Origin of the sequence: Mycobacterium helveticum (genome assembly GCF_007714205.1) — a bacterium.
In the GTDB taxonomy this organism is placed as follows: domain Bacteria; phylum Actinomycetota; class Actinomycetes; order Mycobacteriales; family Mycobacteriaceae; genus Mycobacterium; species Mycobacterium helveticum.
Genome location: NZ_VMQU01000041.1, coordinates 1 through 13,906 on the forward strand (window position 1 = coordinate 1; position 13,906 = coordinate 13,906).

The 13,906-nt window shown below is 71.5% G+C and carries 9 protein-coding genes; 4 read left to right on the forward strand and 5 right to left on the reverse strand.

Translation table 11 applies throughout. The features are described 5' to 3' along the window. Nucleotides 1-79: 79 nt before the first annotated feature. Complete coding sequence (locus FPZ47_RS11685) at nt 80-4,333, reverse strand: alpha-(1->3)-arabinofuranosyltransferase (protein ID WP_144950314.1); 4,254 nt, start codon at nt 4,331-4,333, stop codon at nt 80-82. A 64-nt stretch (nt 4,334-4,397) separates the two neighbouring features. Next, a complete protein-coding gene (locus FPZ47_RS11690) occupies nt 4,398-4,571 on the reverse strand; it encodes a DUF2613 domain-containing protein (protein ID WP_144950317.1) in 174 nt (57 codons plus the stop codon). Between the two features lie 162 nt (nt 4,572-4,733). Here FPZ47_RS11690 and FPZ47_RS11695 point away from each other — a divergent pair, with 162 nt between their 5' ends. The 3 genes from FPZ47_RS11695 to FPZ47_RS11705 are packed head-to-tail and all read left to right on the forward strand — an operon-like array spanning nt 4,734 to nt 7,868. Further along, the gene (locus FPZ47_RS11695) at nt 4,734-5,894 is read left to right on the forward strand and encodes a glycoside hydrolase family 3 N-terminal domain-containing protein (RefSeq protein WP_144950319.1); all 1,161 of its coding nucleotides are present in this window, start codon (nt 4,734-4,736) and stop codon (nt 5,892-5,894) included. 58 nt (nt 5,895-5,952) lie between these two features. After that, complete coding sequence (locus FPZ47_RS11700; protein WP_144950321.1) at nt 5,953-6,603, forward strand: TetR/AcrR family transcriptional regulator; 651 nt, start codon at nt 5,953-5,955, stop codon at nt 6,601-6,603. 11 nt (nt 6,604-6,614) lie between these two features. Next, the gene (locus FPZ47_RS11705) at nt 6,615-7,868 is read left to right on the forward strand and encodes a chloride channel protein (protein WP_144950323.1); all 1,254 of its coding nucleotides are present in this window, start codon (nt 6,615-6,617) and stop codon (nt 7,866-7,868) included. 13 nt (nt 7,869-7,881) lie between these two features. Here the strand turns inward: FPZ47_RS11705 and FPZ47_RS11710 are convergent, their stop codons facing one another. Together FPZ47_RS11710 and FPZ47_RS11715 are read right to left on the reverse strand one after the other, a co-directional pair. Next, complete coding sequence (locus tag FPZ47_RS11710; protein ID WP_144950325.1) at nt 7,882-8,733, reverse strand: MaoC/PaaZ C-terminal domain-containing protein; 852 nt, start codon at nt 8,731-8,733, stop codon at nt 7,882-7,884. A 22-nt stretch (nt 8,734-8,755) separates the two neighbouring features. After that, a complete protein-coding gene (locus FPZ47_RS11715; RefSeq protein ID WP_144950327.1) occupies nt 8,756-10,120 on the reverse strand; it encodes a 3-oxoacyl-ACP reductase in 1,365 nt (454 codons plus the stop codon). A 135-nt stretch (nt 10,121-10,255) separates the two neighbouring features. On the opposite strand from FPZ47_RS11715, the gene FPZ47_RS11720 reads away from it, so the two are divergent. Further along, nucleotides 10,256-11,602 (forward strand): acetyl-CoA C-acetyltransferase, encoded by a 1,347-nt coding sequence (locus FPZ47_RS11720; protein WP_144950329.1) that lies wholly within the window; start codon nt 10,256-10,258, stop codon nt 11,600-11,602. A gap of 312 nt (nt 11,603-11,914) precedes the next feature. On the opposite strand, the gene FPZ47_RS11725 is transcribed toward FPZ47_RS11720, so the two are convergent. Next, a complete protein-coding gene (locus FPZ47_RS11725) occupies nt 11,915-13,750 on the reverse strand; it encodes an acyl-CoA dehydrogenase (protein WP_144950331.1) in 1,836 nt (611 codons plus the stop codon). Nucleotides 13,751-13,906 lie beyond the last annotated feature (156 nt).

Consider the following 13,906-nt stretch of genomic DNA (forward strand, 5'->3'; position numbering starts at 1 on the left):
CCGGCCCGCATCGTCACCGCGGTGTCAATGCCGCGGTTCCTCCTCGGGCCGCTGCCCGGCCCGCATCGTCACCGCGGTGTCAATGCCGCGGTTCCTCCTCGGGCCGCTGCCCGGCCCGCATCGTCACCGCGGACGCGGCGACCGCGGTGACCGAGATCAGCGCCAGCAGTTGCACATTCGCCGAATGGCCGGCATAGAAGTCGACTGACCGCCACGGATGCCGGGACAGCACGGCTCCGGCCAGGATCAAACCCCCCGCACTCAGTGCAAGCATGACGGCGTCGGAGTTCCGGTCCCGCAGCGCATACCGCAGCGCGAGCACGGCACCGGCCACCACCAGGCCCGCCGCACCGGCGATCGCCGCGCCGGCCGCCAGCACCGCGACGGCGGCCCACCCCCCGGGTGACCATGGCGCCGCGGGCGGGTCGGCGTCGGGACGGCGGCGTCTCCACCAGGCCAGCAGCGCCAGCAGCGGTAGCAGCGCCAGCCCCACCGCCAGGCCCGCCCGATACTGCGCGTCGGAGGCGAAGGTCAACGTGATGGCACCGGGATCGCCCGCGGGCACCACCCAGCCCTGCTGCCACCCGTTGACGGCGACCGGCGTCAGCCGGACCCCGGTGGCGGTGCGCGCCACCCAGCCGGGGTTGATGCTTTCGGGAACGACCAGCACCCGGGACCGCGCGGACGCGGGCGCGCGCACCTCGCGGTGGTCGGAACTCCACGCTCCGGTCGCCGCGGGCATCGGGGAGCCGGAAGCGGGGGGCAGTGCGCTGGTACCGGCGGCCGCCAGTTGGGCCCCATCCACCGCGAACGCGGCGCCCGGGCTGATCAGCAGTTCCTGCCGGCCCGCCGGCAGCGCGATCGGGTCGCGCTCGCAGGGCAGCGCCCGCACCGGGTCGCCGTCCAGCAGCGCGCCCGCGGTGGTCCGGATCGAGGTGTGCACGAACCGGCCCGCGACGGCGATGACCGGGCCGTGGCCGCAGTCGACGTCGACCACCCGGGACCGGTTACGGGCGGCGTCGGCGGGCGCTATCGGCCGGCCGTCGGCGCCCAGGACCGTGATCTCGGCCAGCCCCGGGGGTTTGAGCTGGTCGAATCCCAGCGCGTTGCGGTCGATGACATCGTGCCAGTGCAGCAGGCTGACGGTGACGGTGTCGGTGACCCGGGGCTGCAGGGCCAGTTCGAAAGACTGGGTCCCGCCCGCCCCGCCGCTCGCGGTCAGCTCCCGGACCTGCGGGCCGTCGCCCAGGTTGACGGCCACCAGCGTCGGGCGCGCCGGCAGCTCCCAGCGGCTGGGGACCAGCCGCAGCCCGGCGACCTCGGTGGGCCGCGGCAGGGTGAGGGTCAGCGTCGGCGGGACCCTGTGTTGCACGACCCGCTGCGGTGCCGTCCACGCGGTGGCCGGGTCACCGTCGGTGGCCGCATACGCGGAGCCCAGGACATCCACCGTGTCGGAATCGCCTTGTGCCCGCGTGCTATTCGGCTGCGCGATCAGATCGGCGAGCCTGGGTCCCTGTCGGGGCCGCACCCACACCTTCGGGGTCACCGACGTCGGGTCCGGCACGGCCAGGGTGCGGCTGAAGGTGACCGGCTCCTCGGCCACCAGCGCCATCGACGCCGCGCAGCGCACGCTGTCCGGAGCCGGGGCGCACCCCGGCCGGCCGAGCAGCTCCGGGCCCAGGTCCCAGCCCGCGACGGCGGCACCCGGCGGGGGTGCCGGAACCAGCGCGGTGTGCCGCAGGTCGACGGGATGGGCGAATCCCGACGCGTCGTACTGGGTGATCGACAGCTCGGTGATGCCGAACTGCACGCCCGAGGACCCGTTGTCGGTGCCGGCCGCGGTGATCCGCACCCACGGGGTCTCGCCGTAGGGCAGCGCGGCGGTCAGCGGCTTGCCAGCCTCGTCGAATCGCAGAGTCGTGCTGCCGGTGGCGGTTTCGACCAGCATGCGGCGCACCTGCGCGCCGACGGCGGTCGGGCTGGGCGTCACCGTGATGACCGCGTTGGTCACCGGGTGGTCGAAGTCGACCTGCAGCCACTGCCCGACGGCCGCCTGCAATCCGTTGGACACCCAGGCGGTCGCCGGGTCGCCGTCGACCGCGGCGGCGGGGGAGGTGGCCGCGGCGACGTCGGGCATCGCCGTGGCGTCCGACGACGAACTCGACACGGTGATACGGCCGCCCGTCCAGGCGCCGAACACCGTGTCGGCGCCCGGAACCGGGTAGTCGGGCACCCGGTTGAACGTGTGCCGGGCGTCACCGGCCGCCCGGAGGGCCGAGGAGTGCTGGTCCACCCGGCCGTAGTCGGTCTCGCGGGCCACCGGGGTGTCGGTGACGGTCACCAGCGGCGCCGGCAGACCGGCGCGCCGGGCGTCCGCGGTCATCAGCACCGGACCCAGTGCCGGCTGCCCCCGCAGCCGCCGGCGCTCGTCGAGGCGCAACAGCACCTCGGGCCCGCCGTCGACCCGGGCCAGCCCGTCGATGTCGGCGAAATAGGGGGCGCCGGGGTCGTCGGATCCGCCGTTCGGCGATGCGACGCGATAGATCTCCACGGCGGGGTAGCGCGGTCGCAGCCCGCTGTCCGCGACGAAGCCCGCCACGGCGCCGGGGCCCACCGGCGCGCCGAACTGCGCCACCTTCGTCAGGCGCGGCGACCCTCCGACGGCGCGGTGCACGAGGATGGGGCGCGCCGAGCGCGACGTGTCGGGATCCAGGTCGTTGCGCAGCACGACGTACGAGATCCCTTGGTGAGCAAGGGTATCGGCGAGGCCGGCCGAGGGGCGACCGGCGGCGAACAGTCGTTGCACCGAATCCAGCGCCCGGATGGTCTGCGGCGGGGTCAGCGGAATGGAGTCGCGCACCCCCCACGGGCTGCCGCCGAGCACCTGCAACGGCTCGTCATGGCTGGTGCCCCACATCTGGGTGGCGAAGGGCGCACCGGGCACCACGAGCACGCGTCCGGGCCGTGGTGTCCCCGTGTTGTGCTCGTCGAGCCAGGCGGCGGCGTCCTGCCAGTAGCGGGGGATCGCAGTGAACGTGCCCGGCGGCGTGAGCCGGCCGGTCCAGGCCAGCGACGTGCTGACCAGCAGCGCCGTGAAGACCACGATCGCGACCGCGAGCCGCTTGTCGCGTTCCGGGTGGGCGAACACCCGCAGCCACTCAGCCCGCGGCGCGCCGCCCGGCCCCCCACCGGGCAGGGGCACCCGGCCCAGCAACTGGGCGAGGCCCAGCACCACCGGGATCCGGACGACCGAGTCCAGCTTGTGCACGTTGCGCAACGGCGCGCCGCCGGCGTCGAGGAACGCCTGCACCTGGTGGGCCAGCGGCGATCCCAGGCCCCCGCTGTAGCCCGCGGCCAGCAGCAGCACGCCGACCAACAGCATCGTCACCAGCCGGCCCCGTGCGGGCATGCCGGGGCGGGCGAGCCCGGCCAGCCCGGCCGCGGCGACCAGGCACGTGCCCAGGATGGCCGCCGACCCCGTCACCAACGGCGCGCCCGCGGTGGCGGTCGGCGCCACGAACGGGGTCCAGCTGTCGGTGCCGCGCAGGATCTCGGTCAGCGACGACCACTGGGTGGTCACGCCGGAGGATTCGATGAAGTCCAGGAACGGCGGGCTGATGGCGTGCAGCTTCGCCAGCGCCACCACCCACCACAGCACGGCCAGGGACACCGACAGCAGCCACCAACCGGTGTAGCGCCACCACAGTCGGTTGGGCCGGTGGCAGGCCCACCAGATGACCGCGGGCAGGCAGCCGGCCAGCGTCGCGATGGCGTTGACCGCGCCCATCAACGCGACCGCCAGCCCGGCCTGTCCGCCGAGCGCCCGCACCGACCTGGCCGAAGCCGATCCCGCGCTGCCCCGCAGGGCCAGGATCGTCGGCAGCAGCACCCAGGGCGCCAGCATCATCGGCAGTGTCTCCGACGAGATCGAACCGAGCGTGGTCAGCACCCGCGGCGACAGCGCGAACGCCGCCGCGGCGACCACCCGGGAGGCCGGGCTGCCGACGCCGAGCGCCTCGGCGACCCGCAGCAGCCCCCAGAAACCCGCGGCGAGCAGCAGCGCCCACCACAGGCGCTGGGTCACCCAGCCGGGCAGTCCCAGCAGGTGGCCGGCCAGGAAGAAGGTGCCGTGCGGGAACAGGTAGCCGTAGGCCTGGTTCTGCGCCTGGCCGAACGGGAGGTCGCTGTTCCACAGGCTGGTCGCGCGGACCAGAAACCGCAGCGGGTTGGCGGTGAGGTCGAGTTTGGTGTCGGGGGAGACCCGGCCGGGGGACTGGGCGAACGTCAGCGCCAGCGCGATCGCCCCGACCAGCAGCAACCATTGCCGAGACAGCGGGGCGGCCGGCGGGGACGAGGCCGGCGCGCCGGCCCGGGCACACGCGGATGCCCGCGCCGGGCTAGCTACGGTTGCCGTACTCGACCCGGTTGAGCACTGACGACTGCGGATCGCCCCCGGGAAGTGGCGGCTTCGTGTCCTGCTGCACCATCAGCGTGACCCCGAAAGTCGCTGCTGCGCCCAGCAACAGGCCGACCACCACGCTGGCGGCGGCGGGCGCAACGATCCGGTTCATCCGGGTTCTCCTCAGGCTCCTCGGGGTGAACAGACGTAGCGCCAACCTAGCAGACGGGCGACCGGCGCCGGACGGCGCCGATCGAGATGCGCGCCGGGTGAAACGTCACCCGGCGGGTCCCCGCGCCCGGGGGCCCGGACCGGGCCGTGACACCATGTGCCGATGCCTTTTCCGCGCACCCGGGCCGTGCTGGCCACCGCAACGTTGGTCGTGGCGGGCGCGTTCGTGGCGGGCTGCGGCCACCACGCCGCGCGGCCGCCGGCCGCCTCCTCGGGCGCGGCGGCCAAGCCGTCCCCCGCTCCCGCGCCGGTCTGTGGCGACCCTACGGTCCAGCTGTCGACGCGCGACAAGCTGGCGCAGCTGGTGATGGTGGGGGTGAAAAACGCCGACGACGCCCGGGCCGTCGTCGACGGCTACCACGTCGGCGGAATCTTCATCGGCAGCTGGACGGACCTGTCGATCTTCCGGGGGCCCCTGGCCGACATCGCCGCGCACGCGGGTCCGCTGCCGCTCGCGGTCAGCGTCGACGAAGAGGGCGGCCGGGTGTCCCGCTTGAAGTCGCTGATCGGGTCCGCGCCCGCACCCCGGGTGCTGGCGAGAACGCAGACCGTCGACCAGGTGCACGACCTGGCGGCCGAGCGCGGCAAGAAGATGCGCGACCTCGGCATCACTGTCGACTTCGCCCCGGTGGCCGACGTCACCGACGCCCCCGACGACTCCGTGATCGGCGACCGCTCGTTCGGCAGCGACCCCGCCACCGTCACCGCCTACGCCGGCGCGTACGCGCAGGGGCTGCGCGACGCCGGGCTGCTCCCGGTGCTCAAGCATTTCCCCGGGCACGGGCACGGCTCCGGCGACTCGCATTCCGGTGGGGTGGTGACGCCGCCGCTGAGCGAACTGCGAGGCGACGACCTCGTTCCCTACCGGACGTTGGTGAAGGCGGCCCCGGTCGCGGTGATGATGGGACACCTGCAGGTCCCCGGACTGACCGACGGCGCCCCGGCCAGTCTCAGCAGGCCGGCGGTGCAGTTGCTGCGCGACGGCACCGGCTATGGCGGCCCGCCGTTCACCGGCCCGGTTTTCAGCGACGACCTGTCGAGCATGGCCGCGATCTCCGATCGGTACGGCGTTGCCGAAGCGGTCCTGCGCAGCCTGCAGGCCGGGACCGACGTCGCGCTGTGGGTCACCACCGCGGAGGTTCCCGCGGTGCTCGACCGGCTGGACAAGGCGGTCGCCGCCGGCGAACTGTCGATGCCGGCGGTCGACGACTCGGTGGTGCGCGTCGCGACGATGAAGGGCCGCAACCGGGCGTGCGGGCGCTGAAGCCCAAGCAGGGTCGTTATTCTTGTCTGGAGACAGTGGGGCTGGAAAGGCGCAACGGATGGCAGGTGGTACCAAGCGGCTGCCCCGTGCCGTGCGCGAGCAGCAGATGCTCGACGCCGCGGTGCAGATGTTCTCGGTCAACGGGTACCACGAGACCTCGATGGACGTCATCGCCGCCGAGGCGCAGATCTCCAAGCCGATGCTCTACCTGTACTACGGCTCCAAAGAAGACCTGTTCGGCGCCTGCCTGAACCGCGAACTGGGCCGGTTCATCGATGCGGTGCGCGCCGACATCGACTTCACGCACGGTCCCCGGGACCTGCTGGGCAACACCATCGTGTCGTTCCTGCGCTACATCGACACCAACCGGGCGTCGTGGATCGTGATGTACACCCAGGCCAGCAGCTCGCAGGCGTTCGCCCACATGGTGCGCGAGGGCCGCGAGCAGATCATCGAGATGGTGGCGGGGCTGGTGCGTGCCGGCAGCCGTACCCCGAGGTCGGAGATCGAGAACCAGATGATGGCCGTGGCGCTGGTGGGCGCGGGTGAGGCGATGGCCACCCGGCTTTCCACCGGCGACATCGACGTCGACGAGGCGGCCGAGCTGATGATCGACCTGTTCTGGCACGGTCTGCGTGGCGCCCCGGAGGATCGCGAGCCCGCGACGGCGCTGCGCGGCGACGGCGGTCCGGGCACGCTGTCCGGGTAGTCCCTGGCTTCGTGCGCCGCAACCTGGACTTCTTCTGCGCCGTGATCGCCGTCGGCTTGCTGGCCGGGGTCGCCGGGTTGACGACGTCGGCGGTGCTGCGCTTCGTCGAGCACGTGACGTACCACTACACCTTCGGCACGCTGCTCGCCGGGATCACCGGCAGCAGCCCGGTGCGTCGCGCGCTCGGGCCGATGGTCGGCGCTGCGCTGGCGGCGATCGGCTGGTGGATCCTGCGGCGCACGACGGAGGTGCCAGAGCTCGCGCAGACCGTCGCCCGCCGGGATCGGGTACCGCGCCTGACCTGGAGCATCGACGCCCTGCTGCAGGTCGTGCTGGTCGGGTCCGGGGCGTCCCTCGGCCGGGAGGGCGCCCCGCGCCAGTTCGCGGCCGCACTCGGCGACGTGGCCATGGGTTGGCTCAGGCGGCTGTCCCCGGGTGACCGGCAGATCCTGCTGGCGTGTGCGGCCGGCGCCGGGCTCGGCGCGGTCTACGCCGTTCCGCTGGCCGGTGCGCTGTTCTCGGTGCGCATCATTCTGCGCACCTGGCGGTTGCGGGCGGTGGGGGCGGCGCTGGTCACCTCCAGCCTCGCCGTCGCGGTCGGTTCGCTCATCACCAAGGACAAACCCGTGCTGGACTGGCCCAGCCTGGGTCTGTCCCCCGTGCTGACCGGGCAAGCGCTGCTGCTGGCCCCGGTGGCGCTCGCGGTGGGGTTGGCGTTCGACCGGCTGATGGCCGCGGCACGGCCGCCGCGCCCGATGCGGACCTGGGTGCTGGTCCCCGCGCTCGGGACCGCCGGGCTGGTGATGGGCGTCTGCTCGCACTGGTGGCCAGACCTGCCCGGCAACGGGCGCAGCATCCTGACCGTCAGCCTGGCCAGCGGCATGACGCTGTCGGCGGCGGCGGTGATCCTGGTCCTCAAACCGCTGTTGACCGCGCTGTTCCTGCGCGCCGGCGGTGCCGGCGGCATGTTGACGCCGTCGCTGGCCACCGGTGCGGCGGCCGGTTCGCTGATGGCGCTGATCGCCGACTGGGCGGTCGGGACGCATCTGCACATGCCGACGGTCTCGCTCGCCGGTGCCGCGGGGGTGCTCGCGGTCACCCAGGGGTCGCCGCTGTGGGCTGCGGTGTTCGTCTGGGAGCTGGCCGAGCCCCCGCTGTGGCTGTTTCTGGTCTTCCTGGTCACCGCGGTCGGCGCGCACCTGCTCAAAGCCGTCGTGCCCGTTCGCGATACGCCGCCCCCGACGCCGTACCCGCGCACCCGCTGAATCCGGAAACCGTTCAGAGCGCGCGGACGGTGCCCGTGAGGTACGGGTACTTCTTGGCGACGTTGCGCAGCGCCAGGTCCCAGCCCGCGGCGTTCGTGTCGCATTCCCGGACGTACAAACCCGCGGTGGCGGGCAGCACCAGCGGCTTGCCGAAGCGCACCGAGTACCCTACCGCGTCGGGCAGGCGGGCCTCGATGTTCGCCAATACCGCTGCGGCGCTGAACATCCCGTGCGCGATGACCGTCGGGAACCCGAACATCTTGGCGGCGATCGGGTTGGTGTGGATCGGGTTGTGGTCGCCCGCGACGGCGGCGTACCGGCGGATCTGTGCGGGCGTGACCCGCAGCAGCGCGCTGGGCGGGGGCAGCTTCGGCGGCTTCTGCGGCGGCGGTTTCGGTTCGTCCGACAGGCTCGTGCGCTGCTGGTGCAGGAACGTCGTCACCTGATGCCACGCGTCCTCGTTGCCGACGCTGACGTCCGTCACCAGGTCGACCAGCAGTCCCTTGCGGTGTTCGCGCAGGTTCTCCGCGCGCACGCGCACGCCGACCGAGTCGGTGACCGCGATGGGCCGGTACGCGGTGATGTGGTTCTCGGTGTGCACCGCTCCCAGCGCCGCGAAGGGGAAGTCGAAGCCGGTCACCAGCGACATCACCACGGGGAAGGTCAACGCGAACGGGTAGGTCAGCGGCACGTGGTTGCCGTAGCGCAGCCCGGTGAGCGCCGCGTACTCGGCCACATTGGTGTGGTCGATGCGCAGTTCGTCGACGTTGACCGTGCGGGTGGGCAGTTGGTCCGAACGGGCCACCAGGGGCAGGGCCCCGGCCGCTGCGCGCAGCATGTTCAGCATGCCGCTCGGCTGATTCATCGTGTCCTCCCGGGAGTCCTGGTCACGCGCCGAGCATGGCCTGGCCGCAGACGCGGATGACGTTGCCGGTCACCGCGTTGGAGGCCGGGCTGGCGAAGTAGGCGATGGTCTCGGCGACGTCGACCGGTTGGCCGCCCTGCAGCAGCGAGTTCATGCGCCGGCCCACCTCGCGGGTCATCAGCGGGATGGCCGCGGTCATCTGGGTCTCGATGAAACCGGGTGCGACGGCGTTGATCGTGATGCCCTTCTCGTACAGTCCGGGCGCCAGCGCCTGGGTGAGGCCGATCATCCCGGCCTTGGTGGTGGCGTAGTTGGTCTGTCCGCGGTTGCCCGCGATACCGGCCATCGAAGACAGACCGATCACCCGGCCACCTTCACCGATGCTGCCGTTGCCGACCAGCCCCTCGGTGAGCCGCAGCGGAGCGAGCAGGTTGACCGCCAGCACGGCGTCCCAGCGGGCATCGTCCATGTTGGCCAGCAGCTTGTCCCGGGTGATGCCGGCGTTGTTGACCAGGACGTCGGCGTGGCCGCCGTAGTGGTCGCGCAGGTGCTGGGTGATCCTATCGACGGCGTCCTCGGCGGTGACGTCGAGCGCCAGCGCGGTGCCCCCCACCCGGGTCGCGACCTCGGCCAGCGGCTCGGCGGCCGACTCGACGTCGAGGGCGACGACGCGCGCGCCGTCGCGGGCGAACACCTCGGCGATGGTCGCGCCGATGCCGCGGGCGGCGCCGGTCACGATGGCGACCTTGCCGTCCAGCGGGCGGTCCCAGTCCGCGGGCGCCGTGGAGTCGGCTTCACCGATGTAGAACACCTGGCCGTCCACGTACGCCGACTTGGCTGACAGGATGAACCGCAGGGTCGATTCCAGGCCCGTCGCGGCCGGCTTGGCGTGCGGCGACAGGTACACCAGCGCCGCGGTGGCGCCGTGGCGCAGTTCTTTGCCCAGCGAGCGCGTGAAGCCCTCCAGCGCGCGCTGGGCGATGCGCTCATGCGGGCCTGCGGCGGCGTCGGGCGTGGTGCCGACGACCACGACCCGCGACGAGTGGCCGAGGTTGCGCAGCACCGGGGTGAAGAACCCGTGCAGCTGCCGCAGTCCGGCCGGCGCCGTGATCCCGGTGGCGTCGAAGACCAGGCCGCCGAACTTGTCGGCCCAGCGGCCGCCCATGTTGTCGCCCACCAGGTCGTAGTCCTCGGCCAATGCGGCGCGGATCGGCTCGACCACTCTGCCCTCCCCGCCGATCAGCAGCGACCCGGCCAGCGGCGGCTCGCCGGCCCGGTAGCGGCGCAGCGTCGCGGGCTGGGGGAGACCGAGCTGTTTCGCCAGAAACGACCCGGGGCCGGAGTTGACGACCTGTGACAACAGGTCCGACGAAAGCTTGGGAGCCACTGCGCTGCCTTCCGTGTCGGTGGTTTCGCGTCCTATTGGGCCAACGGTATCGGTGCTGAACTTACTTCAGAGTAAGAATAGCGGGTAGGATGCCCCCAGTGGCCCTCAGTGGCCGACCCATGCCGACAACCGGAGATGAACGTGGCCCCTGCACAGGCAAACAACCAGGCCGCCCCGAAGAGCACGCAGACCAGGCGACGCGTCGCCGTGCTGGGTGGCAACCGGATCCCCTTCGCCCGCTCGGACGGCGCCTACGCCGAGGCGTCCAACCAGGACATGTTCACCGCGGCGCTGGACGGGCTGGTGGACCGGTTCGGGCTGGCCGGCGAGCGGCTGGGCGTGGTGGTCGGCGGCGCGGTGCTCAAACACAGCCGCGACTTCAACCTGACGCGGGAATCCGTGCTGGGCTCCGCGCTGTCGTCGTACACGCCCGCGTTCGACGTCCAGCAGGCCTGCGGCACCGGCCTGCAGGCGGCGATCGCCGCGGCCGACGGGATCGCGGCGGGCCGCTACGAGGTGGCCGCCGCGGGCGGGGTGGACACCACGTCCGACCCGCCGATCGGGTTCGGCGACGACCTGCGCCGCACCCTGCTGAGGCTGCGCCGGGCCGCGTCGCACGTCGAGCGGCTGAAGTTGGTCGGCAAGCTGCCGGCCACCCTCGGCGTCGAGATCCCGGCCAACAAAGAGCCGCGCACCGGGATGTCGATGGGCGAGCACGCGGCCGTCACCGCCAAGCAGATGGGCATCAAACGGGTCGACCAGGACGAACTGGCCGCCGCCAGCCACCGCAACATGGCCGCCGCCTACGACCGGGGCTTCTTCGACGACCTGGTCACGCCCTTTCTGGGGCTCTACCGCGACGACAACCTGCGCCCGGACTCCAGCGCGGAAAAGCTGGCCACCCTGAAGCCGGTCTTCGGGGTCAAGGCCGGGGACGCGACGATGACCGCCGGCAACTCGACGCCGCTGACCGACGGGGCGTCGGTGGCCCTGCTGGCCTCCGAGGAGTGGGCGAGCGGGCACTCCCGGGCGCCGCTGGCCTATCTGGTGGACGCGGAGACCGCCGCGGTGGACTACGTCAACGGACGCGACGGCCTGCTGATGGCGCCGACCTACGCGGTGCCGCGGCTGCTGGCGAGAAACGGACTGGGATTGCAGGATTTTGATTTCTACGAGATTCACGAGGCGTTCGCGTCGGTGGTGCTGGCGCACCTGCAGGCGTGGGAATCCGAGGAGTACTGCAAGGAGCGGCTGGGCCTGGGCGCCGCGCTGGGCTCGATCGACCGGTCCAGGCTCAACGTCAACGGTTCGTCGCTGGCCGCGGGCCACCCCTTCGCGGCCACGGGGGGCCGCATTCTCGCCCAGGCGGCCAAGCAGGTCGCCGAGAAGAAAGCGGAGCGCAAGGGCGGCGGCACCGTCCGGGCCCTGATCTCGATCTGCGCCGCCGGCGGTCAGGGCGTCGCGGCGATCCTGGAGGCCTGACGGGGCCCGACCACCGGCGATGGCATGGAGCACATCCGGTTGGCTGCGCCGAAGCTGGGTAACCCACGGCGCGGAAGCCCCGTGTTGTGGTCTGACCCCGACGGCAATACGGGGCATCCCTGAATCGGCCGTCCGTCACGTGGCGGTGACGGCGTACGGAATGGACCGCCGCTGGACAGAGGGGATCCAGCGGCGGTCTTTTTACTGTGCTCGGACTACTGTGCTCGGCCTACTGTGCTCGGCGGATGCGGAAATCCCCCGCGTGGAAGCGGGGGATTTCCGGGTGTTCGTCCGGGCCCGTCGGGCCGCCAGTCAGAAGGCGGCTTCGTCGAGCTCCATGATGTCGTTGTCCAGCGTCTCGATCACCTCGCGGGTGGCGCCCAGCATCGGCAGGAAGTTCTTCGCGAAGAACGAGGCAACCGCGACCTTGCCCTCGTAGAACGACCGTTCCTCGCCAGCGGCGCCGGCGTCGAGCGCCTGCACGGCCACCGCGGCCTGACGTTGCAGCAGCCAGCCGATGACGAGGTCGCCGACGCTCATCAGGAAGCGCACCGACCCCAGGCCGACCTTGTAGAGGCTGGTCACGTCTTCCTGTGCTGCCATCAGGTAGCCGGTCAGCGTGCCCGCCATCGCCTCGACGTCAGCCAGCGCCTTGGCCAGCAGCTCGCGCTCGGACTTCAGCCGTCCGTTGCCCGACTCGCCGTCCACGAACTCGCGGATCTGACCCGACACGTGCGCCAGCGCCACCCCCTTGTCGCGGACGATCTTGCGGAAGAAGAAGTCCTGCGCCTGGATGGCGGTGGTGCCCTCGTAGAGCGAGTCGATCTTGGAGTCGCGGATGTACTGCTCGATCGGGTAGTCCTGCAGGAAGCCGGACCCGCCGAGTGTCTGCAGGCTCTCGGTCAGCTTCGCGTAGGCCTGTTCGGAGCCCACGCCCTTGACCACCGGCAGCATCAGGTCGTTGACCTTGACGGCCAGGTCGGCGTCGACGCCGTGCAGCGCTTCGGCGACCGCCGCGTCCTGATAGGTCGCGGTGAACAGGTAGAGCGCCCGCAGGCCCTCGGCGTAGGCCTTCTGGGTCATCAGCGACCGGCGCACGTCGGGGTGGTGCGTGATGGTCACCCGCGGTGCGGTCTTGTCCGTCATCTGGGTCATGTCGGCGCCCTGCACCCGGGACTTGGCGTATTCCAGCGCGTTCAGGTAGCCGGTCGACAGGGTCGCGATGGCCTTCGTGCCGACCATCATGCGGGCCATCTCGATGACCTCGAACATCTGCGCGATGCCGTTGTGCACCTCGCCGACCAGCCAGCCCTTGGCGGGCACGTCGTGCAGGCCGAACGACAACTCACAGGTCGCCGAGACCTTCAGGCCCATCTTGTGCTCGACGTTGGTGACGAACACACCGTTGCGCTCCCCCGGCTCGCCGGTCTCGAAGTCGAACAGGAACTTGGGCACGATGAACAGGGAAAGGCCCTTGGTGCCGGGACCGGCGCCGTCGGGGCGGGCCAGCACCAGGTGGACGATGTTCTCGAACAGGTCGTCGGAGTCGGCGGAGGTGATGAACCGCTTCACGCCCTCGATGTGCCAGGAGCCGTCGTCCTGCTTGACGGCCTTGGTCCGGCCGGCGCCCACGTCCGAGCCGGCGTCCGGCTCGGTGAGCACCATGGTCGCGCCCCAGCCGCGCTCGGCACACAGCACCGCCCACTTCTTCTGCTCCGCGGTGCCGAGGTGGTGGATGATGTTGGCGAACCCGGCGCCGCCGGCGTACATCCACACCGCCGGGTTGGCGCCCAGGATGTGCTCCTGCAGCGCCCAGACCAGCGACTTGGGCATCGGCATGCCACCGAGGACCTCGTCGATGCCGGCCTTGTCCCACCCGGCGGCCAAGACGGCCCGGACCGACTGCTTGAAGGATTCCGGCAGCGTCACCGAGTGTGTCTCAGGGTCGAAAACCGGCGGATTGCGGTCGCCGTCGATGAACGACTCGGCGACGGGACCCTCGGCCAGCCGGCTGATCTCGCTCAACATCTCGCGCGCGGTGTCGGCATCCAGGTCGCCGTACTCGCCCGCCCCTAAAGCCTTGTCAACGCCCAGTACCTCGAAAAGGTTGAACACCTGGTCGCGGACGTTGCTCTTGTAGTGGCTCACTACGGTCCTCCTCGTTGAGAATGCCACACCGTGGTTGGGTACTAAGTCTAAGTTACCCACCAGTAACACTGCTAAAATATCCCCGTCGGACAGTTCCACGCAAGTCGATGTGAGCTAAATTTCATAATCTAATTAACCAACCGGTTGGGTTGGGCG